The organism is Prevotella sp. P5-108 (genome assembly GCF_002251385.1).
GTDB lineage: Bacteria > Bacteroidota > Bacteroidia > Bacteroidales > Bacteroidaceae > Prevotella.
In genome coordinates, this window is sequence record NZ_NPJJ01000057.1 from 111,479 (window position 1) to 137,285 (window position 25,807).

The following is a 25,807-nucleotide window of genomic DNA, read 5'->3' on the forward strand; positions in this document are numbered from 1 at the left end:
GACAGGCGGCGAAAAAGCCACGCAAATTGCACTATGTCAACCAGATACGACAAATGGCACAAAAATCAGAAAAAAGTGTACAATTATTGTTAAAATACGCACAAAACTGAACTACGTTACTGAGAAGTTTATTAACTTTGCAGTGTCAAAAAACTTTTTGACCGCTGTAGGTTTTCTACAGTGTCGTGTTTAGGGATACAATTGAAACATCAATATTAATAGCATAATTAGGTATGAAAGTAAGAAAATTCTCGCTTGTGGTAGCCTGTATCGGGGCTACTCTTTTAGCTTCATGTGGGAAAAGTGGTGGCGGAATGCCCAACTTCGGTGACAACGAGTTTGCCGTACGCACGATAGCATCGTCGAACGCTGCGCTGCAGACCACCTACCCCGCCACCATCAAAGGTATTCAGGATGTAGAGGTACGTCCGAAGGTGTCAGGCTTCATCACCAAGGTTCTGGTGCATGAGGGTCAGACCGTAGCTGCCGGTCAGGTGCTCTTCACCATCGACAGCGAGACCTATGCCGCTGCCGTGCGTCAGGCCCGGGCAGCCGTCAGCACCGCCAAGGCTCAGCTGAGCACCGCCAAGCTGACCATGGACAACAACAAGAAACTGTATGACAAGGCCATCATCGGCCAGTATGAGTATACCTCTTCTGCCAACTCTTACGCCACAGCCCAGGCTCAACTTGCCCAGGCCGAGGCCGCTCTTGCCGCTGCCCGCGAGCAGTTGGCATGGTGCAGTGTGAAGAGCCCGGCAGCCGGTGTAGTGGGCAGTCTGCCCTTCAAGGCTGGCGCATTGGTAAGCGCGTCGGGTCAGGCATTGACCACGGTGTCGGACGTAAGCACCGTAGAGGTGTTCTTCTCAGTCTCTGAGAGCGAGCTGCTGGCTCTGAGCAAGACCAACGGCAGCACCCAGGCTGCCATCGCCTCCTTCCCTGAGCTGAAGTTGAAGTTGGCCGACGGCTCTATCTACAACCATCCCGGCAAGGTAGTCAAGATGAGCGGTGTGCTCGACGCCACTACCGGTTCGGTATCTCTGATAGCCCACTTTGCCAATCCCGACAAGCTGCTGAAGAGCGGCGGCGCCGGCACCATCATCGTGCCCTCGGTAGACCAGGGTGCCATCCAGATACCTCAGGAGGCCTGCTCACAGATACAGAACAAGACCTTCGTGTATGTAGTGACCAAGGACAACAAGGTGAAATATACCGAGATAACCATCAACCCCCAGAACGACGGCCAGACTTATATCGTGACCTCGGGTCTGCACGTGGGTGACCGCATCGTGACCAAGGGTATCACCAAGCTCACCGACGGTATGGAGATTGTCCCCATCACCGAGCAACGCTATCAGCAGAAGATAGACGAGGCAGCCAAGCTGGCCGAGAGCCAGGGCAACGCCCACGACTTCGCTGCCACCATGAGCGGCAAGAAGAAGTAAGCATATATATAATAAGGTATAAGAAAACAAGTAAATCATGACATTTACAAACTTTATCAAACGACCGGTACTCTCGACGGTAATCTCCATCTTCTTCGTCTTGCTGGGTACCATCGGTCTGATATCGCTGCCAGTGGAGCAGTACCCCGATATCGCACCGCCTACAATCTCGGTATCGACCACCTATACCGGTGCCGATGCCCAGACGGTGCTCAACTCTGTCATCGTACCGCTCGAGGAGAGCATCAACGGTGTGGAGAACATGACCTATATGACCTCGTCGGCCACCAACGACGGTATGGCCAACATCACCGTATTCTTCAAGCAGGGATCTGACCCCGATATGGCAGCCGTAAACGTGCAGAACCGCGTGTCTCAAGCACAGGCGCTGCTCCCCGCCGAAGTAACCCGCGTGGGTGTGACCGTGTCGAAACGCCAGACATCCAACGTGATAATGTTCTCTATCACCTCCGAGGACGGCCGCTACGACGACGAGTTCGTTACCAACTACGCGCTGATTAACGTCATCCCCCAGCTTAAGCGTATTACCGGTGTGGGTGATGTGCAGAGTCCCTCTATGCGTAACTACTCTATGCGTATATGGCTCAAGCCCGAGAAGATGAAGGAGTACGGACTCGTACCTTCTGATATTTCAACCGCCCTGGGTGAGCAGAACATCGAGGCTGCCCCAGGTAAGTTTGGCGAGAACTCGGATATGGCTTACGAGTATGTGCTGCGCTACAAGGGTCGTCTGAAGACCGTGCCCGAGTATGAGAACATACTGCTCAAGAGCAACACCACAGGTCAGACCCTGCGCTTGGGTGATGTGGCACGCATCGAACTGGGCGGTCTGAGTTACGCCGTAAGTCTGAAGAACAACGGCCAGCCCGCCGTGATGGGTATGGTACAGCAGATTGCCGGCTCTAACGCCACCCAGATAGCCACCGACGTGAAGAAAGCCCTGGCTGAAGCCAGCAAGAGCTTCCCTCCCGGACTGGAGTACACCATCGAGCAGGATGTGACCGAGTTCCTCTACGCCTCTATCGAGGAGGTAGTGTTTACCCTCATCATCACGCTGCTGCTGGTATTCATGGTAGTGTATATCTTCCTCCAGGACTTCCGCTCGACCCTCATCCCTATGATTGCCGTACCTGTGGCGCTCATAGGTACCTTCCTCTTCCTCTGGATATTCGGTTTCTCCGTCAACCTGCTTACCCTCTCGGCGCTGCTGTTGGCCATCGCCATCGTGGTCGATGATGCCATCGTGGTAGTCGAGGCCGTCCACGCCAAGCTGGACCAGGGCTACAAGAGCGCGTTGACCGCCTCTATCGACGCGATGAACGAGATTTCGGGTGCCATCATCTCCATCACGCTGGTAATGTCGGCTGTGTTTATCCCCGTGTCATTCATGGGCGGCACATCCGGTACCTTCTATCGCGAGTTTGGTGTGACCATGGCCGTATCTATCGTCATCTCCGCCATCAACGCCCTCACCCTGTCGCCAGCCCTCTGTGCCATGCTGCTGAAGCCCCATGCCGACGACGCCGACAGCCACAAGGCCAAGTCGTTCATTGACCGCTTCCACGCTGGCTTCAACTACCAGTTTGAGAAGATTACCAATAAGTATAAAGGTGGTGTCGAGTGGATTATCCGCCACGGCATGATAACCGCCGGTACGATAGTCGCAGGTATTGCCGTGCTGGTCATCCTGATGGCTACCACCAAGACCGGACTTGTGCCCGACGAGGATACCGGTACCCTCTTTGTGACCATTTCGGCAGCCCCTGGTACCAGCCAGGAGCGCACGCTGAAGATTGTGGACCAGGTAGACAAGATGCTGGCAGGCAACCCCGCCATCCAGCGGCGTGAGGCCATCATCGGATACAACTTCATCGCAGGCCAGGGCTCAGACCAGGCCACCTTCATCATCAAGCTGAAGCCATTCGACGAGCGCCCTGGCGGTTTCTTCCACCGCATCAAGAGCGCGATTACCGGCGGCGGCATCGAGGCCCTCTTCGTCAATCCTATGGAGTCGGGCTCAGTGCTGGGCATGATCTACAAGCAGACCGCGACCATCAAGGACGCCCAGATTCTGGCCTTCGGCCCTCCTATGATTCCTGGCTTCTCTGCCCAGAGCGGTGTGACGATGACCATGCAGGACAAGACCGGTGGCGACTTGAACCGCTTCTTCGAGGTGACCAAGAACTTCCTCGCCGAGCTCAACAAGCGCCCCGAGATACAGAACGCCATGACTTCATACAACCCCAACTATCCCCAGTACATGGTGGATGTAGACGTAGCCAAGACCAAGCAGGCCGGCATCTCACCCTCTACGGTGCTCGCCACCCTGCAGGGCTACTACGGAGGTATGTATGCGTCTAACTTCAACGCCTACGGCAAGCTCTATCGTGTAATGATACAGGGTGACGTGTCGAGCCGTATGCGCCCCGAGGATCTGTCCAACATCTACGTGCGCACCTCGTCGGGCCAGATGTCGCCTGTAAGCGAGTTTATCAACCTGCGCCGAGTATACGGACCGTCCAACGTGAACCGTTTCAACCTTTTCACCTCTATCAACGTGTCGGTTACCCCCAATACGGGCTACTCTACCGGTGAGGCCATCAAGGCCATCTCTGAGGTGTCCAAGGACAATCTGCCCGACGGCTACGGCTACGAGTATTCTGGTCTTACCCGCTCTGAGGCAGAGTCGAGCAACTCTACCGCCATCATCTTCGTACTCTGTATCGTATTCGTTTACCTGATTCTGAGTGCGCAGTACGAGAGCTACATCCTGCCTCTGTCGGTAGTGCTGTCCATCCCCTTCGGTCTGGCTGGTGCGTTTATCTTCACCAACCTCTTCGGCCACTCCAACGACATCTACATGCAGATTTCGCTGATTATGCTTATCGGTCTGTTGGCCAAGAACGCCATCCTTATCGTGCAGTTCGCCCTTGAGCGCCGCCGCACGGGTATGGCCATCAAGTACTCGGCCATCCTGGGAGCCGCAGCCCGTCTGCGTCCTATCCTGATGACCTCACTGGCCATGGTTATCGGTCTGCTGCCACTGATGTTTGCTTCGGGTGTAGGCAAGAACGGTAACCAGACTCTGGGTGCCGCCGCCGTGGGAGGTATGTTCATCGGTACCGCCATCCAGGTATTCGTAGTGCCCGCCCTCTTCGTGGTATTCCAGTGGCTCCAGGAGCGCATTAGTCCGCTCAAGTTCGAGGACGAGACCAACGAGGAAGCTGCCGCCGAGCTGGAGCAGTATGCCTCTGCCGCCCACCACAGAGGACTGACCAAGAAGTAGTAAACCGACCAATAACTTGAAGTAAAGACAATGAAAAAGAATTTGAATATATTGCTCGTAGGTCTTGCAGTGCTCAGCATGAGCAGCTGCAAGAGCCTCTACGGCAAATACGAGCGTCCTGATGTGAAGACTGCCGGCCTGGTGCGCGACTCTGCGTCGCTTACCGACACGCTGGCCGTCACCGACACCACCTCGTTTGCCAACATCCCCTGGCGCTCGGTGTTTACCGACCCCCAGCTGCAGAGCCTCATCGAGAAGGGATTGGCCAACAACCCCGACCTGCTCAACGCCGCCCTCAACGTGAAGATGGCTGAAGACCAGCTCAAGGTGGCCAAGCTCGCCTTTGTGCCCGCCCTCACCTTTACGCCCCAAGGCACCATCGCCTCGTGGGACGGCAACAAGGCCACCCAGACCTACAGCCTGCCCGTGACCGCCAGCTGGTCGCTCGACCTCTTCGGCAACCTGCTCTCCGTGAAGCGTGGCGCCCAGATGTCGCTCTTGCAGATGAAGGACTATCAGGTCACGGTCAAGACCAACCTCATAGCCAACATCGCCAACCTCTACTACACCCTGCTGATGCTCGACAAGCAGCTCGAGCTCGTAAGCGACATGGAGACCCTCACCAAGGACACTTGGGAGACCATGAAGGTGCTCATCGACAGCCGCCGCGGCTACCGTTCGGTATCGGTCCAGGCCGCCGAGTCCAACTACTACTCGGTGCTGACCAAGAAGGCCGACCTGAAACGCCAAATCCGCGAGACCGAGAATACGCTTAGCCTGCTCCTGGGCGAACAGGCGCAGACCATAGCCCGTGGCAAGATAGAGGCCCAGAGCCTGCCCACCAGCTTCTCTACCGGAGTGGGCGTGCAGCTGCTCAACAACCGCGCCGACGTCCATGCCGCCGAGATGGCCCTGGCCCAGTGCTTCTATGGCGTAGAGACCGCCCGCAGCCGTTTCTATCCCTCCATCACCATCTCGGGCACAGGCGCCTTCACCAACTCTGCCGGCGCAGGCATCGTCAACCCCGGCAAGTGGCTGCTCTCTGCCGTAGGCTCGCTCGTGCAGCCCATCTTCCAGAACGGACGCCTCATCGCCGGACTCCGCGTGGCCAAGGCTCAGTATGAGCAGGCCTACAACACCTGGCAGAACGCCGTGCTCAAGGCCGGCAGCGAGGTGAGCAACGCCCTGGTGCTCTACAACTCATCGGAGGAGAAGAGCCAGATTGAGGCCAAGCAGATAGAGGTGCTCCAAAAGAACGTCGAGCAGACCCGCGAGCTCGTGGGCGACGCCGGCAGCAACTATCTGGACATCATCACCGCCCAGTCGTCACTGCTCAATGTGCAGCTGTCCAAGGTGGCCGACGACTTCAACAAGATGCAGGCAGTGGTCAACCTCTACTACGCCCTCGGCGGTGGAGCCAAGTAATATTAACCCATTAATCAAGATTACAACTAATATGGCAAGTATAATAAGTCCCAAGGCAGACGTGTCGCCCAAAGCCAAGATAGGCGACAACTGCCGCATATATCCCTTCGTCTATATCGAAGACGATGTAGAGATTGGCGACAACTGCGTCATCTATCCCTTCGTGAGCATCCTCAACGGTACCCGTATGGGCAGCGGCAACAAGGTGTTCCAAGGAGCCGTCATTGCCGCCCTTCCCCAGGATTTCAACTTCACCGGTGAAGAGAGCCATGTGGTGATAGGCGACAACAATACCATACGCGAGAATGTGGTCATCAACCGCGGCACCCATGCCGGCGGAAAGACCATGCTGGGCAACGGCAACTTCCTCATGGAGGGCGCCCACATCTCCCACGACACCGTGGTGGGCAACAAGTGCGTATTCGGCTACGGCACCAAGATTGCCGGCGACTGCGAGATAGGCAACAGCGTAATCTTCTCTACCTCGGTCATCGAGAACGCCAAGACCCGCGTGGGCGACATGGCCATGATACAGGCCGGCACCAGTTTCTCCAAAGACGTGCCTCCCTACATCCTCGCCGGTGGCAAACCGGTGGCTTACGGCGGTCCCAACAACGTCATCATGGAGGCTGCCGGCATCGACGAGAAGGTGCGCAAGCACGTGGCCAATGCCTACCGACTGGTATTCCACGGCCAGACCTCGCTCTTTGACGCCATCAACCAGATTAAGGACCAGGTGCCCGACGGCGCCGAGGTGCGCAAGGTGGTGGAGTTTCTGAGCCAAAGCAAAGCAGGTATCATTACCAAGATATAATCCATACCTAATTAGTGTTATCACACCGAGGGAGTTCGCTGATAGAAGCGGGCTCCCTCTTATATTGTCCCCGCCGAGGCAGACACCGCCTCTGCTGGGAGCGCAGACCACGGTTGGCGGCTCGTGACGGAAGTCACGTGGGCTCGTGCCTTATGATACGCGCCCACGTTTCAAAAGGCACGGACTCACGTATCATAAGTCACGAGCCACCGACGATGGCTCCAACCCCTCGGAGAAGCCATCTCCATCGACCACTGACGCCATCTCCATCGACCGCTGACGCCGTCTCCAGCCCTCTGATTGCCGCCCCTGATGCAATATACCACAATCGTGGTAGTCCAAATAACCCATGTATGCTATTGCGAGAAAGTGAAAATCGCCGTAACTTTGCATCGACAATATCAATAAATGTATTACCGCGCTCTGTCTGCCCTCTCATTTAGGTCCACAGACGAGCCAAAAACGATTAGAAAGGAAAGTATTATGAGCAACAAGAAGTACCGTTTCGAGACCCTTCAACTGCACGTAGGCCAGGAGCAGGCCGACCCCACCACCGACGCCCGCGCCGTGCCTATCTACCAGACCACCTCTTACGTGTTCCGCAACTCCCAGCACGCCGCCGACCGCTTTGCCCTGCGCGATGCCGGCAACATCTACGGCCGACTGACCAACCCCACCCAGGAGGCATTTGAGAAGCGCATGGCAGCACTCGAAGGCGGAGTGGCAGCACTGGCAGTGGCTTCGGGAGCGGCTGCAGTGACCTACGCCCTGCAGAATGTGGCCGTCAACGGTGACCACATCATAGCCGCCAACAATCTCTACGGCGGCACATTCAACCTGATAGAACACACGCTGAGCACTCAGGGCGTGACATCGACCATCGTAGACCCCGCCAACTTTGACGAGGTCGAGGCAGCCTTCCGTCCCAACACCAAGGCCATCATCGTAGAGACCTTCGGCAACCCCAACGCCAGCGTCACCAACATAGACCGCATCAGCGAGATAGCCCACCGCCACAACACCATCGTGGTGGTCGACAACACCTTTGGCACCCCCTATCTCTTCCGTCCGCTCGAGCACGGCGCCGACATCGTGGTACACTCTGCCACCAAGTTCATCGGCGGCCACGGCAGTTCGCTCGGCGGTGTCATCGTCGACGGCGGCCGCTTCGACTGGAAGGCCAATGCCGACAAGTATCCCACGCTCGCCCAGCCCGACCCCTCTTACCATGGTGCCGTTTTCGCCGACGTGGCTGGCGCTGCCGCCTTCGTCACCCGCATCCGCGCCGTGGTGCTGCGCGATACGGGAGCCGCCATCAGCCCCTTCAACGCCTGGATACTGCTCCAGGGCCTCGAGACCCTCTCGCTGCGCGTGGAGCGCCATGTCTACAACACGCTGCGCATCGTCGAGCATCTCGCCCACCATCCCAAGGTGGCCAAGGTAAACCACCCCTCGCTCGCCTCACATCCAGACCACGAGCTCTACAACCAGTATTTCCCCAACGGCGGCGGTTCTATCTTCACCATCGAGCTCAAGGGCGGTGAGAAAGAGGCTTGGGAGTTTATCGACCACCTGCGTATCTTCTCGCTCCTTGCCAATGTGGCCGACGTGAAGAGTCTGGTCATCCACCCCGCCACCACCACCCACTCGCAGATGACTCCCCAGGAGCTCGAAGAGCAGCACATCTATCCCTCGACCATACGCCTGAGTATCGGCATCGAGCATGTAGACGACCTCATCGATGCCCTCGACGAGGCACTTACCTACGTCAAGTAATAATCACAATAACTGTCAGCCGGCCTCTCCCCTCGTCTCTTTCCGCTATAGTGGGGAGAGGCTGCCGACCCAACCACAAAGAAGAACACTATGGCAAAAATTGCAAAACAGTTGACCGACCTCATCGGCAACACCCCCCTCTTGGAACTTAACAAGTATTCGGCCACCAAGCACCTTGACACCCCCATCATTGCCAAGGTAGAGTATTTCAATCCCGGCGGCAGCGTCAAAGACCGCATCGCCCTCGCCATGATTACCGACGCCGAGCAGCATGGCATCCTCAAACCCGGTGCCACCATCATCGAGCCCACCAGTGGCAACACGGGTGTGGGCCTGGCTCTGGTGTCGGCCGTGAGAGGCTATCACCTCATCCTCACCATGCCAGAGACCATGAGCGTGGAGCGTCGCAACCTCGTCAAAGCCTATGGGGCACGAGTAGAACTGACCAGTGGCAAAGACGGCATGACGGGAGCCATCAGGCGCGCCGAGGAGCTGAAGCGCGAGATACCGGGCAGCGTGATACTGCAGCAGTTTGAGAACCCCGCCAACCCACAGACCCACTACCTCACCACCGGCAAGGAAATATGGGAGCAGACAGAGGGCAAGATAGACATCTTTGTGGCTGGCGTGGGCACCGGAGGCACCATCTCGGGTATCGGCCGCCGTCTGAAGGAGTACAACCCCAATGTCAAGGTAGTCGCCGTAGAACCCGCCTCGTCGGCAGTGCTCAACGGCAAGCCCAGCGGTCCGCACAAGATACAGGGCATCGGTGCCGGATTTGTGCCCAAGACCTACGACGCGACGGTGATAGACGAGGTGCTTGACATCGACAACGACGACGCCATCCGCACCGGTCGCGAACTGGCTGCCAACGAAGGACTGCTCACGGGCATCTCGTCGGGAGCCGCCGTATATGCCGCCACCCTACTGGCCCAACGCCCCGAAAACCGCGGCAAGCGCATCGTGACGCTGCTGCCCGATACCGGCGAGCGTTATCTCTCGACCGTGCTCTACGCCTTCGACGAATATCCGCTCTAACCCCCCACCCTCTACAGCCACGGCAACACGGCGCAAGCCGCAGCCTGGCATCAAAAAGACAAAGCCGCAGCAGGTCTGTACCGCTGCGGCTTGTTTCGTATATTCCAATCAGTATCAAGGCATCGCCCACGGCATGACTGCCGATGGGTCTGGGCAATGGCAGCCCTGCTGACGGCTATCCCATCACGACATCGAGAACCATCATCAACACGAAGCCCATGGCAAAACCTATCGTGCTGAGATTGCTGTGCGCACCGCTGGAGGCTTCGGGTATCAGTTCTTCGACCACCACGTAGAACATGGCTCCTGCTGCAAAGGCGAGCATATAGGGAAGAGCGGGCAGCAGCAGCGAGGCCAGCACCATGACGGCTATGGCTCCGATGGGTTCGACGACTCCGCTGAGCGTCCCCAACACAAACGATTTCCACCTGCTGTTGCCCGCCGCCCTAATGGGCATGGAGATGATGGCGCCCTCGGGGATGTTCTGGATGGCTATGCCCAACGCTACCGTGACGGCACTGGCCAAAGAGATGTATGACGCACCATTCTCGGCACCGGCAAAGACTACACCCACCGCCATGCCTTCGGGCAGATTATGGATAGTCACCGCAAAGGCAAGCATGGCAGTCTTGGACAGGTGAGACCTGACGCCCTCGGGCTTGTCGGTGCCTATATGGAGGTGGGGAGTAAACTCGTCGATAGCCAGCAGAAAGCCAATGCCCAGAAGGAAACCCACCGCAGCAGGAACCACCGACCACGCTCCACGCCCAGCCACCATCTCCATAGCCGGGATGAGCAATGACCATACCGATGCTGCCACCATCACGCCCGAAGCAAAGCCCAACAACGACTTCTGTAGTCGCACAGACATATCGCGCTTCATCATAAAAACAAATGCGGAGCCGAGCATCGTACCCAGCAGCGGAAGCAGAAGCCCCACGATTATTGTAAGTGTCATAGCTGTCATATTCTACCTTATTATTATTTGTTCCTGCTGCAAAGATACGGTGAAATCGCGAGTCTGGCAATACCCTGATGTGATTTTTTTTCGCCATGGCGGCAAGGACAAAAGACAGAGGTCTGTCTGCGATTGCCCCCAGGGACTACTGATAGAGGACAACTGCCAACGGAAACTTTGTGAACAAATAATCGGGAATAGTGTTGGGCAATTCGCCGATTTTCATTACTTTTGCCCCATCGGCGGGTGGCATTGCCACGAAGCACGTGATGCACGCCACATCCGCCACCAATAAGAAGCAGATGATGAATAGGCATTAATCTGCCCTTTGATTTTAGTTATCACTCACAGGGGCGCACTCTACCGACGTGCGCCCCACTTTATTGGAACCAATAAAAGATGAAAAGACTGTCACCGCTCACCCACCGCCGCTATCTGGTACCGCTGGTACTGGTAACCCTACTGTTCTTCCTGTGGGGGGTTGCGCGCGCCATACTCGATGTACTCAACAAGCATCTGCAGAACCAGATGGACATCAGCATCACCCAGTCGTCGCTCATCCAGGTGACCACCTATCTGGGCTACTTCCTGATGGCCATCCCCGCGGGCCTGTTTATCAACCGCTATGGCTACCGGCGCGGCGTAGTACTGGGTCTGCTGCTCTTCGGGGCAGGGTCGCTGCTGATGATCCCCGGCGTCGAGGCAGGCACATTCAGGGCTTTCCTGCTGGCACTCTTCGTGATAGGCTGCGGACTGGTGTTTCTGGAGACTGCCGCCAATCCCTACGTGACCGAGTTAGGCCCCGCCGAGACATCGACCAGCCGTCTGAACCTCTCACAGTCGGTCAACGGACTGGGCTGCCTCTTCGCCACCTTTGCCGTGGGCCAGTGGTTCTTCGGCTCGGGCAACATTGAGAGCGTGGTGCTGCCCTATGCGGTGATGGGAGCCACCGTGCTGGTGGTGGCACTAATCTTCACCCGCGCCAATCTGCCCGAGATAGCCCATGCCGACGACGCTAGTGCCCGGCTGAGCCGCAGCCATATCGCCGAACTGCTGCTGCACCGACGCCTCTTCGTCTTCGGACTGGCTGCACTGCTGTGTTATGAGATTGCCGAGATATCCATCAACAGCTACTTCATCAACTTTGTGACCGGGCAGGGATGGATGGACGACTCGACGGCATCGATGGTCATCACCTGTGCCTTGGCCTTCTTCATGGTGGGACGCTTTGTGGGCAGCTGGATTATGCGCAGCGTGGCGGCAGAGACCATGCTGCTGACTTGCGGCTGTGGCGCCGTGGCGTGTACGGCGCTGGTGCTTGTCGATATAGGCATGGTATCGATGGTGGCGCTGGTGGCCATCTATCTCTTCGAAGCCATCATGTTTCCCACCATCTTCGCCCTGTCGCTACGCGGACTCGGCGCCTACACCAAGAGCGCCTCATCGCTGCTGATGATGACTCCCATCGGCGGCTGTGGCTTTCTGCTGATGGGGTTGATAGCCGACCACGTCAACCTGGTGGTTCCCTTTGTGATACCCCTCATCGGCTTTGCCGTGGTGACCGCCTATGCGCTGCGCCTCCGCCACGGCAGAAGCCACGGTGGTGACGGCTCGGTTTTGCAAAGTTGATTTTGCATTTCTGCGCCTAACCGCAGCCAATAGGAAAATAATGTGAAAAACAACCACAACGAGCCAAAAAAAATCATTGTCAACCTTTGGATTGACGATTTTTCGTTGTACTTTTGCAGTCGGAATAGGGCCTGTATCATCACGATACGGGCATAGTCCGTAAATGACTACATTTTTTATAACAAATAACAATTATGGTAAACTACAAAGAATTAGGCCTCGTTAACACCCGCGAGATGTTTAAGAGAGCCATCAATGGCGGTTATGCTATCCCTGCATTCAACTTCAACAACCTGGAGCAGCTGCAGGCTATCATCAAAGCTTCTTCTGAGCTGAAGTCACCGGTTATCCTTCAGGTTTCTAAGGGTGCCCGTAACTATGCTAACGAGACTCTGCTCCGTTACATGGCAGAAGGTGCTGTAGAGTATGCCAAGGAATTGGGCTGCAAGCATCCTGAGATTGTTCTCCACCTCGACCACGGAGACAGCTTCGAGCTCTGCAAGAGCTGCGTTGACCTGGGCTTCTCTTCTGTAATGATTGACGGTTCTGCTCTGCCTTACGAGGAGAATATCGCTCTTACCAAGAAGGTAGTAGAGTACGCTCACCAGTATGACGTAACCGTTGAGGGTGAGCTCGGCGTATTGGCAGGTGTTGAGGACGAGGTTTCTTCAGACGTATGCCACTATACAAAGCCTGAGGAAGTTATCGACTTCACCACACGCACTGGCGTAGACTCACTGGCTATCTCTATCGGTACTTCTCACGGTGCTTACAAGTTCACTCCCGAGCAGTGCACCCGCGACCCCAAGACCGGCAAGCTCGTTCCTCCTCCATTGGCATTCGACGTCCTGGATGAGATTATGGTTAAGCTGCCAGGCTTCCCAATCGTTCTCCACGGCTCTTCTTCTGTTCCTCAGGAGTATGTAGACATGATTAACGAGTACGGTGGCAAGCTGCCTGACGCAGTTGGTATCCCCGAGGAGCAGCTCCGCAAGGCTTCTGAGAGCGCCGTTTGCAAGATTAACATCGACTCTGACTCTCGTCTGGCCTTCACCGCTGCCGTTCGCAAGGTATTCCACGACAAACCAGGAGAGTTCGACCCACGTAAGTACTGCGGTCCCGCTCGCGACCTCATGGAGCAGATGTACAAGCACAAGATTACTGACGTGCTCGGTTCTGACAACAAGCTCGCAAACCTCGACTAATCATCGCGCCGCATAGACGGCAACAATGATAACCCAAATGATGAGGCGGAGTCCATGACCTATGGGCTCCGCCTCTCTGTATAGATGCGCACTGGAGAGATGGATGGATGGCGCAAAGACAGCAACAGGCGCATCAAAGAAGAGCCCCGGTGAAGACGCAATGGTCGTCTTCGCCGGGACTCTTGTCATCTGTCGTATTGTGTACCGCCAGCCTTCGCCCACAGACGAAGACCGGCGGCAATGGAAGGGCTACAGGCCACGGGCCTTGAGCAGTCCGGAAGCGTCGGGAGAGGTCATGCCTGTGAAGTCGGTGAACATCTCCATCTGGTCCTTGGTGTTGCCACGGCTGAGGATTTTCTCGCGGAACGCCTTGCCCACTGCGGGGTCAAGGGCGCCATGCTTGGCAAAATAGTCGGCAATGTTGACTGCCAGCACCTCGGTCCACAGATAGCTGTAGTAACCGGCAGCATAGCCACCGCCCCATACGTGGTTGAAGTAAGAGGTGGAATAGCGTGGAGGTATCTGCGCGTTGAGCAGGCCCACCTTCTTGAGCGCCTGGCTCTCAAAGAGAGGAGCCTTGTCGGCGGTGGGCACCTCGTCGGCCTTCATCAGATGCCAAGCCATATCGACGCTGGTGGCGGCAAGGTTCTCGCCCAGAGCGTAGGCGGTCTGGAAATTGATGCTCTCGAGCATGCGCTTCTTCAGGTCGGCAGGCATGGGAGCTCCGGTGACGGAGTGGCGCACGTAGTGGTCGAATATCTCGGGGATGGAGGCAAACGACTCGTTGAACTGAGAAGGCATCTCGACGAAGTCGCGGGCTACGGCTGTACCGGAGAGCGTGTTGTAGCGGCAGTCGGACAACATGCCATGCAGGGCGTGACCAAACTCATGGAAGAGCGTGGTGGCCTCGTCCCAGGTGAGGAGTGAAGGCTGGCCCTCGGGCGCCTTGGCGTAGTTGCATACATTATATATAATAGGTAACTGATGACGCTCTCTGCTCTGCTTGGCAAAAGCGCTCATCCATGCGCCACCGCGCTTGGTGGGACGACGGTAGTAGTCGCAATAGAACAAAGCCAGAGGACTGCCATCGGCATTGCTTACCTCGAAGACCTTCATATCGGGATGATAAGTGGGGATGTCGGGGCGGAGCTTGAACTGGAGACCGTAGACGCGCTGGGCTGCATAGAAGACACCCTTCTCTACAACGCTGTCAAGGTTGAAGTAAGGTTTCACCTCGTCATCGCTGATATTGAGCACCTCCTTCTTCATGAGCGCAGAGTAGTAGAAACGGTCGTAGGGTTGGAGCTTGAAGTCGGCACCCTCGGTCTTCTGGGCATAGGCTTCGATGGCGCGAGTCTCGGCGTCGGCCTTGGGCGAATACTTCTTGATGAGCTGGGCGAGGAAGTTATTGACATTCTGCGAGTTTTTGGCCATAGTCTTCTCGAGCGAGTAGTCGGCATAGTTGGCATAACCCATCAGGCTGCCCTTCTCGGCACGCAGACGAGCCATTTCGGCCACGATGGAGAAGGTGTTGAACTCGGGACGCGTGCCGTCGGCGCGGTGGATGCTGGCCTCATAGACCTGGCGTCGCAGGTCGCGGTTGCGCAGACTGGCGAGGATGGGCTGCTGTGTGGTGTTGATGATTACGATGCAGTAGGGAGCCTTGGCACCACGGCTCTCGGCATCCTTCTTGCACTGGGCGATGTCGGCATCGCTCAGACCGTCGAGCTTCTCCTTGCTGTCGACCCATACCACAGCGTTGTTGGTCGCCTCGGGCAGGAGGTTGCCCCACTGCTGCTGGAGGTAGGAGATACGCGAGTTAATCTGCTTCATGCGCTGCATCTTGTCGGCAGAGAGCATGGCGCCCGAACGCACAAAGCCCTTATATATCACCTCGGTGAGTCGCTGGTCTTCGCCGGTAAGGTTCTTGTACTCGTGGTCGTATACATACTTGATGCGCTCGAAGAGCTTCTGGTTGAAAGATATCTCGTTGTCCAAGTCGGTGAGCAAGGGTGTCACCTTCTTCTCGGTGTCGGCGATGACCGGCGTCTTGTGGGCACTGCAGAGTCCGAAGAAGACATTGCTGACATTCTCGAGCAGCACACCGCTGTTCTCGTAGGCGAGGATGGTGTTGGCGAAGGTAGGTTTGGCCTTGTTGTCCACTATCTTCTGGATGTTCTCACGCTGTTGCTTGACCGCCGCCTCGATGGCAGGCAGGTAGTCGGTCTCCTTGATGCGTGCGAAGTCGGGCGCTCCAAAGGGCAGAGTGCTCTTCTGGAGCAGCGGGTTCTGTCGACAGGTCTTGTTGCCGTGGTCACAGCATGCACTACCGGCGTGCTGGGCATCTGCGGCGACAGGCATTTGCAGCAAAGCTGTTGCCAGTCCAATGGTAATAAAAGCCTTGTTGATTTCCATATTGATGATTGTTTGAGTCTTGTGCCTACAAATTTACTCAATACAATTGGTATAAAAGACAAAAACCATTAACATTTTTGTCTTGCGTGGCAATTTGTTGCCAACTGGGGCACCCGCACATGCGCAGAGTGCCCTGCCACGTGTGCAGCCTATTTCAGATAGAAGAGGAAGTCCTCGCCGTCCCACTCCCAGCCCACGATGTCGTAGCGGATGAGGCGTGCCAGTATCTTGATGACCAGGAAACGCTTGATGTGGGCTATCTTGGAGATGACCTGGAGAGGCTGGTGAGGATTGAGACGCATCATCTCCATCAGCCCCGACTCGGTATCGGTGTAGGGCATCACGTTCTCTTCGCGCTGCTCTTGCTTCCACATCTCTATAATTACGGGCGACGCCACCACATTCTCATCCTTGATGCGCATATAGGCGGTCTTGTGGCCCTCGTCGTCGAAGGCGCACACCGGCTTGGCAGTGGCGGGGGGAATGGTGGCAACCACCACATTGCGCCCATCGACATGATAGGTCTTGAAGTTGATGTCTGCCTCGGGCTCACAGCATCCGTAGGCCGCACGGGTCATCATATAGATTTCCTCTTCGGTCTTGACTCCGGCTATGGTACCGTCGTCGCGCACGCCGATAAGCAGGCGGCCGCCCACGGTATTGGCAAATGCCGACACCGAGCGCGCCAGTTTGCCGGCGTCGGTGATTTCGTACTTGAAGTCCTGCTGCCGGTGCTCGCCCTGAGCCGTGAGGTCGTGTATGTATTGACTGTCGTCGCGCATGGTGGATGAAGAATTATTCCTGATAACGCTTGGTGCGCACCTTGAACTTGTCGAAGCCCTCGCCATAGACTCCGATTACAGCACTCTGTGACACAAAGGCTTTGGGGTCTATCTCGTTGATGAGCATGAATATCTTGTGAGACTCGCTCTTCTTGGCCAGCACGAAGAGCATGTGGACGTCGCGGCCCGAGTAGAAGCCATGGCCGTTGACCACGGTCACGCCGCGGTGGGGGTCATTGATGATGCGGGCACCAATCTCTTCATACTTGTCGGAGATGATGAAGAACTGCACCGAACGGCGCATGGAGTTGACCACATAGTCTATGCAGAGCGACGAGACGATGAGTGTCACATATCCGTAGATGATTTTCTCCCAGTCGTGCAGCACAAAATAGCTCGAGGTGATGATGGTAAGGTCGACCACGAGGAACACGCGGCCCAAAGATATGTTGCGATACTTGCTGATGATGGCTGCCACGATATCCGTGCCTCCGGTAGAGCCGTTGAAAGCCAGTCCCAAGCCGATACCGCTACCCATGAACACACCGCCGATGATGGAGGTCATGAAGGGGTCGCCCTCCAACAGATGGATGCTCTCCAGATGCTCCTGGAAGACGGCGGAAAGCGCCGTGAGCAACGACACCGCGTAGATGGTCTTCACGCAGAAGCGCCAGCCCAATATGCGGAGCGCAATGAGAAGCAGCGTGGCGTTGATGGCAAAGTAGGACATCTGGACGGGGATGTCCATGCCCCAGTAGAGTACCGATGATACACCCGGCACACCGCCCGTAGGTATCTTGTTGGGCAGCAGGAAGATGGTCCAGCCCAATCCATAGGAAATCATGGCTATGCTTATCATCACATAGTCACGTATCTCTTTGCGTATTGCCTTCTTTCTTTCAATAGTCAAGGTCATTGTCGTCGATGTATTTATTATGGTTATAAAGTGTGTGCAAAGTTACGCAGTTTTCCACGATAATATGTTTGATTGTTATCCTTTTTTCTCTAATTCTTGATTAAAAGGAGATAGTTTTTGTCCCTACCTTTCAGTCTATAATCTTATAGTGGCGCAAAGCGTGGGCTATGCCATGGTTGTCGACATCGGTGGTGACGAAGTCGGCAGCCGCCTTGACATCGTCGGCACTGTTGCCCATAGCCACGCCAATGCCAGCAGCACTGAGGATGGCGATGTCGTTGCCACCGTCGCCGAAGGCCATGGTCTGGCTGATGTCAAGGTGCAGGAAACCGGCCATCTCGCGCAAGCCAAGTGCCTTGTCGACACCCTGGCGGGTAAAGTCGGTAAACTCAGGGTGCCAACGGCCCGAGGTGACATGGCGCAGACGTGGGCTGAGTGCAGCTTCCTGGGCGCGGGTCATAAAGGGCGACAACTCCAGGATGCCCTCTGTGCCCAGGTCCTTGAGTGTCAGGCTGTAGTCGAGCACATCTACGCCAAGCCCCTTGACATAGATACGGTCTACGAGGTCGGAGTTGTTGTAGACCACGATGGTCCGCTCACCGTCTACCACCACCGGATAGTGGTTGTCGATGGCGTCGGCGAGCACGGTAGCCACGTCGTCGGGGTCCATAGGGTGACGGCTCACCACCGTATCGCCCACCACGCAGTAGGCACCATTGGTGGTGATATATCCGTCGATGAGGTGAGCGATGGGCTTGAGGTTGGTGATAAAGGCCATGGGTCGGCCCGTGGATATATAGATGCCCACGCCACGCCGGTGGGCTTCCTCGAGCGCCTCTACGGTAGAGGCGGGCACGGTGTGGGAGGTGAAGCTCACCAACGTGCCGTCGATGTCGAAAAAGAGTGCTTTGATATTCATTATCGTCGTCTAATCGTTGTCATACATTCCTCTGAACCATCTCAGTTCGTCGTAGGTCTGGCGGATATCGTCCATATCGATGTCGAAGGTGCGGTCGACCGTACGCGGCGAGTCGTGGAGGGAGTGAGAGAAGAGCCAGTCGTAGGTCTTCTGCAGATAGAATAGGCGTGCGGGTGTGCCGTGGTTGCCCCCTTTTATCCAGTCGTAGCGCAGCAGCTGGTCGTTGCCGCTCTGCTGCAGATAGTCGACCACTCGCTTGGACTGGGCTATAGGCACGGCGCGGTCGGCGGTACCATGCATAATCCACAAGGGCACCTGGCCCAGCCCCGCGGGCTCCTTCACCGAACAGCCTCCGCAGAGCGCCATGGCAGCTGCCACCTTGTCGGGATAGGCTGCCACAAAATCCATCGTGCCGTAGCCTCCCAGGCTCATGCCCAGGACATAGACGCGGGTGGTGTCGATGGCATAGTGTGCCACGGTCCACTCCAGCAGGTCGTTGATTTTCTTGGGGTTCCACGCTCCACCTCCGTTCTGCGGCGCCAGCACCACAGCAGGCACAATCTTACCCTTCTGTATGGCGTGGAGCACCCCGTAGCGGCGCACCTTTTCCAAATTGTTGCCACACAGGCTGGCGCCGTGGAGGAATATGACCAGCGGCACGCCACGTCCCTCTGCTTCGTACTCCTCGGGAGTGAATATCCAGAAGTTGTAGCTTCCCGGAACCTTGCCGCGCATGGCCTCCATCTTGCCCTGACCGTCGGTGGCTGCATGGGCGGCAAGCGTCGTGAGCCACAGCAAGGCCAGGAATATCGTCTTCAGTTTCATCAGCTATGTCTTTATACGTTATTGCAAAGTTAATGATAAACCAGCAATAATATGTGACAATAGCGTTAATCTTTATAAATCGCGCCATAATCGATGATGATGTTGACAAAGGTCAACCCGCACCCCGACGAGGCTTACACAAACGCTGCCGACGCCGCCATCATCACGGTGCTTGCCGCTGCGAAGGCTATTTTTATAAAAAATAGCGCCGGATATGCCTCTGCAAGTGTTTTTTTTATCCCTAAGGCCTAAATTCTGCCAATTTATTGCTACCTTTGTACAAAACTATTAGCTTTAACAATGGAAATATTAAGAAAATTATCTGTCAAGGCCTTCCTGGCTTTGAGCGTAATGTGTGGTGCCACCACGGCTGTCCACGCTGAAAATCTTACGCAGTATGTGAATCCCTATGTGGGAACCGGCGGCCATGGCCACGTGTTCCTCGGTGCCAATGTTCCCTTCGGCTACATCCAGCTCGGTCCTACCGAGAAGACCCGTGGATGGGACTGGTGCTCGGGCTATCATTATAGCGACAATGTACTCATCGGTTTCGGTCACACCCACCTCAGCGGAACCGGCATCGGTGACCTGGGCGACATCGCTCTGCTGCCCGTATCTACCGCTGCGCAGGACTCTGTAATCTTCGCCCACAGCGACGAGACCGTCCGCCCCGGCTATTATGGCCTGAAGCTCAACAACCCCAATGTCAAGGTAGAGCTCACCGCTACACAGCGCGTGGGTATGCATCGCTACACATTCGCCAATGCCAAGAAGGCGCTGATGAAGCTCGACCTGCTGCAGGGCATCGGATGGGATACGATGAAAGTATGCGGCATGCGCCAGGTGAGCCCAACACTGATAACAGGCTATCGCAAGTCTACAGGATGGGCCAAGAACCAGCAGGTGTATTTCGCAGCCGAGTTCTCCACTCCCGTCAAGATGGTGCAGAGCAATGACACCATCGCCGTGCTCGAGCTCGCCGACGCCACCCGTCCCGTGCTGGTCAAGGTGGGTCTCTCTGCCGTCAACGAGGGCAACGCCATGCTCAACATGCAGGCCGAGGTGCCCGGTTGGGACTTTGACGCTGTAGCCAAGGCTGCCGACGAGGCTTGGAACACCGAGCTGGGCAAAATCAAGATTGAGACCAGCAACGCCAACGACCGCGCCATCTTCTACACCGCCATGTATCACTCGATGACCGCTCCCTCTGTATTCTCCGACGTCAATGGCGAATACCGTGGTGCCGATTACAAGATACACCGTGGCAAGTTCACCAACTATACCACATTCTCTCTTTGGGACACCTACCGTGCCAACATGCCTCTGATGTCACTCATCCATGCCGACAAGGCTGCTGATATGGCACAGACCTTTATCCATATCTACAAGCAGCAGGGCAAACTGCCTATCTGGCATCTTATGGGCAACGAGACCGACTGTATGGTGGGCAACCCCGGCGTGGCCATCCTCGCCGACTACGTGCTCAAGGGTCTGGTGGCTGACAAAGAGGCAGCCTACGAGGCCATGAAGGCTTCGGCCATGAAGGACGACCGTGGCATGGACCTGCTCAAGAAGTATGGCTACATCCCCTGCGACCTCGACCCCACTTATGAGACTGTGGCAAAGGCTCTGGAGTATGCCCTCGCCGACGCCGGCGTGGCCAAGGTGGCCAAGATGCTCGGTCACGAGGAAGACTACCAGTACTTCTACAACCGCAGCCAGGTTTACCGCCGTCTCTTCGACCCCGCCACCGGCTTTATGCGTGGTCTGGACAGCAAGGGCAAGTTCCGCGAGCCCTTCAACCCCTTCCACTCTGTTCACCGTCAGGATGACTACACTGAGGGCAATGCCTGGCAGTACGCTTGGCTCGTTCCCCACGACGTCCACGGTCTCGTGAGCTGCTTCAAGAGCGAGAAGCGTTTTGTCTCCAAACTCGACAGCCTCTTTATCGTCAGCGGCGACGCTGGTGCCGAAGCCTCTCCCGACATCTCGGGCCTCATCGGACAGTATGCTCATGGCAACGAGCCCAGCCACCATATAATATATATGTATAACTACGTAGGCCAGCCCTGGAAGGGTGCACGCCTCATCCGCCAGACACTCGACGAGATGTACAAGAACGAGTTCGACGGTCTCAGCGGCAATGAAGACGTAGGCCAGATGTCGGCCTGGTACATCCTGTCGAGCGTAGGTCTCTATCAGGTAGAGCCCGAGGGCGGCAAGTTCATCTTCGGCTCACCCATCTTCGACCGCGCCACACTCAATGTCGGCGAAGGCAAGACTCTCGACATCGTTGCCCGCAACAACAGCAAGAAGAATATGTACATCCAGAGCGTCAAGTGGAACGGCCGTCCTTATACCAAGTCGTATATGGACTATGCCGACCTGATGAAGGGCGGTGTACTCGAGTTTGTAATGGGTGCCAAGCCCTCTAAGTTCGGCACCAAGGTTAAGGATCGTCCCTAAATGACACTGTCTATGAACATCAGCAATATCACAAAGGTGGCAATCGCAGGATTGCTCACCTTTGCTGCCACGACCTCGGCCCAGGCCCAGGCTTCGGTAAACCAGAAAGAGTTCGGACAGGAGTATATCGACGCCATAGCCGTCGCCACACCCTACGTATCCAAGCGCCCGGCTGTCGAGGAACGCCTCTTCCGTTCCAAGGTCATCGAGCAGTGCATCAAGGACATGAAGAAGCGTCTGAAGGACTCGCCCTATCTCGCCTGGATGTTTGAGAACTGTTTCCCCAACACCCTCGACACCACCGTGCACTACGAGGAAGACGCCGACGGCAACCCCGACACCTTTGTCTATACCGGCGACATCCACGCCATGTGGGGCCGCGACTCTGCAGCCCAGGTATGGCCCTATCTCCAGTTTGCCAAGAAGGACAAGAATATCCAGCAGATGATTAAGGGAGTCATCCTGCGTCAGTTCAAGAACATCCAGTACGACCCTTACGCCAATGCGTTCCACCGCGACTTCGCCGAGAAGAGCCGCTGGATGAGCGACGACAGCGGCATGAAGCCCGGACTGCACGAGCGTAAGTATGAGATAGACAGCTTGTGCTATCCGCTGCGCCTGGCTTACGAGTACTGGCTCGTCACCGGCGACGCCTCTATCTTCGAGGGTCAACTCTGGCAGGATGTGGTCAAGAATATCCTTGCCACCTTCCACGAGCAGCAGCGCAAGAATGGCCCTGGCTCCTATAGGTTCCTGCGCGTCACCGACCGACAGCTCGACACCGTCTGCAACGTGGGCCTTGGAGCCCCCGTGCGTCCTGTCGGACTCATCGCATCGGTCTTCCGTCCATCCGACGATGCCACCACTTTCCTCTTCCTTATTCCCTCCAACTTCATGGCAGTGACCACCCTCAACAAGATGGCCGACGTGCTGACCCGTGTCAACGGCAACAGCCAGATGGCCAGCCAGTGCACAGACTTGGCCAACGAGGTGAAGGCCGCGCTGCAGAAGTATGCCATCTACGACCATCCCAAGTATGGCAAGATCTACGCCTACGAGGTCGACGGTATGGGCAACCACCTGCTCATGGACGATGCCAACGTGCCCAGTCTGCTCGCCATGCCCTATCTGGGTGATGTCGACATAGATGACCCCATCTACCAGAACACCCGCCGCTTCGTGTGGAGCGAAGACAACCCCTACTTCTTCCGCGGCAAGGCTGGCGAAGGCATCGGTGGTCCCCACATGGGCTACGACATGGCTTGGCCTATGAGCCTCATCATGCGCGCCATGACCAGCCGTGACGACAAGGAGATCAAGGAGTGTGTGCAGATGCTTATGGACACCGACGCCAACACGGGAGTCATCCACGAGTCGTTCGACATCAAGGACTCGATGCACTACACCCGTCCCTGGTTTGCCTGGCAGAACACTCTCTTCGGCGAGCTTATCCTGAAGCTCGTCAAGGACGGCAAGACCGACCTGCTTATCTCATGCAAGAAATAGAACCTGATAACAACAATGAAAGAAATCAATTTAGCCAATAAGAAGGTGAGCCCCGTAGCCTGGGTGCCCACCCTCTATTTTGCCATGGGCATGCCCTTTGTGGTGCTCAATATGGTACTGTCTCTCCTGTACAAGGACCTGGGCATAGGCAATGCAGAGATTACCTTCTGGACCGGCCTCATCATGCTGCCCTGGACCCTGAAGTTCCTGTGGAGCCCCCTGCTTGAGCTCTACAAGACCAAGAAGTTCTTCGTAGTCCTCACCCAGGTAGTCAGTGGCGTCGTCTTCGGTCTGGCAGCCATCTCGCTCCACCTCCCCGACTTCTTCGCCATCTCTATAGCCCTCTTTGCCGTAGTTGCACTGAGTGGTGCCACCCACGACATTGCTGCCGACGGCACCTATATGGGCGTGCTGTCCAAGGAGGACCAAGCCCGGTGGATAGGCTGGCAAGGTGCGTTCTACAATATCGCCAAGATTTTTGCCACCGGACTGCTGGTATGGATAGCCGGCATCATCACCCCCATGGTGGGAGTGCTCAATGCCTGGACCGCCATCCTCGTCTTCCTCTGCGTGGTGATGACCGCGCTGGGTATCTACCACTACTTCATCCTGCCCACCGACGGCAAGCACAACGACGACAAGAAGAGTGCCAGCGAGACGCTGAAGGAACTGTGGGATGTGCTCAAGGAGTTTGTCCAGAAGGCACACATCATCTACTACATCCTCTTCATCATCATCTATCGCCTCGCCGAGGGATTTGTGATGAAGGTGGTGCCCCTCTTCCTCCACGACCCCGTTTCCCAGGGTGGACTCGGACTGAGCAATGAGCAGATTGGCACCTACTATGGCACCTTCGGAGCCGCAGCCTTCGTGGTGGGCTCTATCCTCGGCGGCAACGTCATCGCACGCTTCGGTCTGAAGCGGGTGCTGTTTGTCCTCGCCCTTATCTTCAACCTGCCCTTCCTGGTCTACACCTTCCTCGCCATCTACCAGCCCAGCAGCCTCTGGCTCATCGGCGGCGGCATCGTGATAGAGTATTTCGGCTACGGATTTGGCTTCGTGGGCCTCACCATGTTTATGATGCACCAGATAGCTCCCGGCAAGAACCAGATGTCCCACTATGCCATCGCCTCGGGTATCATGAACCTCAGCGTGATGGTCACCGGTATGTCGAGCGGCAAGCTCACCACGCTGTTGGGCTATGAGGGCTTCTTCCTCTTTGTGCTGATATTCATCATACCCGCACTGCTTATCACCTGGTTTGTGCCATTCACCTATCCTGACAAGAAACAATAATATTCATACAACCAAAATCATCACGATTATGAGCAAACTGATTATTGAAGGACAAGCCCTGCCCAACATGCCTTGGGAAGAGCGTCCGCAAGACTGCAAGAATGTAATGTGGCGTTGCAGCGACAACCCCATCATCCCCCGCGACCTGCTGCCCACCAGCAACAGTATCTTCAACAGTGCCGTAGTACCCTTCGGCAATGGTTTCGCTGGCGTTTTCCGCTGCGATGATACCAACCGCCGCATGGTGCTTCACGTAGGCTTCTCTGAGGATGGCAAGAAGTGGAACATCAATGAAGAACCGCTCCGTTTCCAGTGCGACAACGAGGAAGTGGGACAGTGGGTGTATGGCTACGACCCACGTGTGTGCAAGATAGAGGACAAATACTATGTCACATGGTGCAACGGCTACTACGGCCCAACCATCGGCGTGGCATGGACCACCGACTTCAAGACCTTCCACCAGCTGGAGAACGCCTTCCTGCCTTACAACCGCAACGGCGTGCTGTTCCCCAAGAAGATCAATGGCAACTTCGCCATGCTCTCTCGTCCTTCTGACACTGGCCACACTCCCTTCGGCGACATCTTCTATAGCGAGTCGCCCGATATGTGCTTCTGGGGCAAGCACCGCCACGTGATGGCTCCCGCTCCATTCGAGCAGAGTGCATGGCAGTGCATGAAGATTGGTGCCGGCCCCATCCCAATCGAGACCAGCGAGGGCTGGCTGCTGTTCTATCACGGCGTGCTCCACTCTTGCAATGGTTATGTATACAGCTTCGGTTCGGCTCTGCTCGACCTCGAGCAGCCCTGGAAGCCCATCTACCGCAGCGGTCCCTACCTCATCTCTCCGCAGAAGCAGTATGAGCTCACCGGCGACGTGCCAAACGTATGTTTCCCCTGTGCCGAGCTTCACGACCCCGAGACCGGACGCGTAGCCGTTTACTACGGTTGTGCAGACACCGTCACCGGACTGGCCTTCGGCTACATCCCCGAGATTATCGAGTGGACCCGCAAGAACAGTATCATCTGATAGCACCCATTATGTCGGCTTCCTCTGCGGAGCCGTCATCACAACTCTTACGAGAGGA

Annotated in this window: 19 protein-coding genes; 13 read left to right on the plus strand and 6 right to left on the minus strand. The window is 56.3% G+C overall.

From position 1 onward, the window contains the following. Positions 1 to 233 precede the first annotated feature (233 nt). The 6 genes from CIK95_RS11100 (at position 234) to cysK (ending at position 9,805) form a co-directional block, all read left to right on the plus strand. Positions 234 to 1,445, plus strand: a complete 1,212-nt coding sequence (locus CIK95_RS11100; protein WP_094467013.1) for an efflux RND transporter periplasmic adaptor subunit — start codon at positions 234 to 236, stop codon at positions 1,443 to 1,445. A 37-nt stretch (positions 1,446 to 1,482) separates the two neighbouring features. After that, entirely contained in the window at positions 1,483 to 4,752 is a 3,270-nt protein-coding gene (locus CIK95_RS11105) for an efflux RND transporter permease subunit (protein WP_094388172.1), read from the plus strand. 30 nt (positions 4,753 to 4,782) lie between these two features. Continuing rightward, a complete protein-coding gene (locus CIK95_RS11110; RefSeq protein WP_094388171.1) occupies positions 4,783 to 6,177 on the plus strand; it encodes an efflux transporter outer membrane subunit in 1,395 nt (464 codons plus the stop codon). 31 nt (positions 6,178 to 6,208) lie between these two features. Then, positions 6,209 to 6,991 carry an acyl-ACP--UDP-N-acetylglucosamine O-acyltransferase gene (lpxA, locus tag CIK95_RS11115; RefSeq protein WP_094467014.1) on the plus strand — a complete coding sequence of 261 codons (783 nt, stop codon included), beginning with the start codon at positions 6,209 to 6,211 and terminating at the stop codon, positions 6,989 to 6,991. Positions 6,992 to 7,474: 483 nt separating this feature from the next. Then, positions 7,475 to 8,767: an O-acetylhomoserine aminocarboxypropyltransferase/cysteine synthase family protein gene (locus CIK95_RS11120; RefSeq protein WP_022311697.1), complete on the plus strand. Its 1,293-nt coding sequence runs from the start codon at positions 7,475 to 7,477 to the stop codon at positions 8,765 to 8,767. A 90-nt stretch (positions 8,768 to 8,857) separates the two neighbouring features. Then, a complete protein-coding gene (gene cysK, locus CIK95_RS11125; protein WP_094467015.1) occupies positions 8,858 to 9,805 on the plus strand; it encodes a cysteine synthase A in 948 nt (315 codons plus the stop codon). Between the two features lie 175 nt (positions 9,806 to 9,980). On the opposite strand, the gene CIK95_RS11130 is transcribed toward cysK, so the two are convergent. Then, entirely contained in the window at positions 9,981 to 10,763 is a 783-nt protein-coding gene (locus CIK95_RS11130; protein WP_094467055.1) for a ZIP family metal transporter, read from the minus strand. Positions 10,764 to 11,162: 399 nt separating this feature from the next. Between CIK95_RS11130 and CIK95_RS11135 the strand changes: the two genes are divergently transcribed. Continuing rightward, entirely contained in the window at positions 11,163 to 12,392 is a 1,230-nt protein-coding gene (locus CIK95_RS11135; protein WP_094467016.1) for an MFS transporter, read from the plus strand. A 194-nt stretch (positions 12,393 to 12,586) separates the two neighbouring features. Then, positions 12,587 to 13,597 (plus strand): class II fructose-bisphosphate aldolase, encoded by a 1,011-nt coding sequence (locus tag CIK95_RS11140; protein ID WP_094384852.1) that lies wholly within the window; start codon positions 12,587 to 12,589, stop codon positions 13,595 to 13,597. Between the two features lie 249 nt (positions 13,598 to 13,846). Here the strand turns inward: CIK95_RS11140 and CIK95_RS11145 are convergent, their stop codons facing one another. The 5 genes from CIK95_RS11145 to CIK95_RS11165 all read right to left on the minus strand — a co-directional run bounded on the left by CIK95_RS11145 (position 13,847) and on the right by CIK95_RS11165 (position 19,454). Continuing rightward, a complete protein-coding gene (locus CIK95_RS11145; RefSeq protein WP_173849876.1) occupies positions 13,847 to 16,012 on the minus strand; it encodes a M3 family metallopeptidase in 2,166 nt (721 codons plus the stop codon). 149 nt (positions 16,013 to 16,161) lie between these two features. Next, positions 16,162 to 16,794 carry a helix-turn-helix domain-containing protein gene (locus CIK95_RS11150; protein ID WP_094384846.1) on the minus strand — a complete coding sequence of 211 codons (633 nt, stop codon included), beginning with the start codon at positions 16,792 to 16,794 and terminating at the stop codon, positions 16,162 to 16,164. Positions 16,795 to 16,807: 13 nt separating this feature from the next. Continuing rightward, positions 16,808 to 17,710 (minus strand): YitT family protein, encoded by a 903-nt coding sequence (locus tag CIK95_RS11155; RefSeq protein WP_022311704.1) that lies wholly within the window; start codon positions 17,708 to 17,710, stop codon positions 16,808 to 16,810. A 130-nt stretch (positions 17,711 to 17,840) separates the two neighbouring features. Next, the gene (locus CIK95_RS11160; RefSeq protein WP_022311705.1) at positions 17,841 to 18,629 is read right to left on the minus strand and encodes a Cof-type HAD-IIB family hydrolase; all 789 of its coding nucleotides are present in this window, start codon (positions 18,627 to 18,629) and stop codon (positions 17,841 to 17,843) included. 9 nt (positions 18,630 to 18,638) lie between these two features. Beyond that, on the minus strand, positions 18,639 to 19,454 hold the full coding sequence (locus tag CIK95_RS11165) for a prolyl oligopeptidase family serine peptidase (protein ID WP_022311706.1): 816 nt from the start codon (positions 19,452 to 19,454) through the stop codon (positions 18,639 to 18,641). Positions 19,455 to 19,547: 93 nt separating this feature from the next. Here CIK95_RS11165 and CIK95_RS13225 point away from each other — a divergent pair, with 93 nt between their 5' ends. The 5 genes from CIK95_RS13225 to CIK95_RS11185 are packed head-to-tail and all read left to right on the plus strand — an operon-like array spanning position 19,548 to position 25,749. After that, positions 19,548 to 19,706, plus strand: a complete 159-nt coding sequence (locus tag CIK95_RS13225) for a hypothetical protein (RefSeq protein ID WP_022311707.1) — start codon at positions 19,548 to 19,550, stop codon at positions 19,704 to 19,706. Between the two features lie 48 nt (positions 19,707 to 19,754). Further along, a complete protein-coding gene (locus CIK95_RS11170; RefSeq protein WP_094384844.1) occupies positions 19,755 to 21,920 on the plus strand; it encodes a GH92 family glycosyl hydrolase in 2,166 nt (721 codons plus the stop codon). Between the two features lie 12 nt (positions 21,921 to 21,932). After that, the gene (locus CIK95_RS11175) at positions 21,933 to 23,426 is read left to right on the plus strand and encodes a glycoside hydrolase family 125 protein (RefSeq protein ID WP_094467056.1); all 1,494 of its coding nucleotides are present in this window, start codon (positions 21,933 to 21,935) and stop codon (positions 23,424 to 23,426) included. A gap of 15 nt (positions 23,427 to 23,441) precedes the next feature. Then, positions 23,442 to 24,722: an MFS transporter gene (locus CIK95_RS11180; RefSeq protein ID WP_022311710.1), complete on the plus strand. Its 1,281-nt coding sequence runs from the start codon at positions 23,442 to 23,444 to the stop codon at positions 24,720 to 24,722. A gap of 28 nt (positions 24,723 to 24,750) precedes the next feature. Then, positions 24,751 to 25,749: a glycoside hydrolase family 130 protein gene (locus tag CIK95_RS11185; protein ID WP_022311711.1), complete on the plus strand. Its 999-nt coding sequence runs from the start codon at positions 24,751 to 24,753 to the stop codon at positions 25,747 to 25,749. The last annotated feature ends 58 nt before the right edge of the window (positions 25,750 to 25,807 follow it).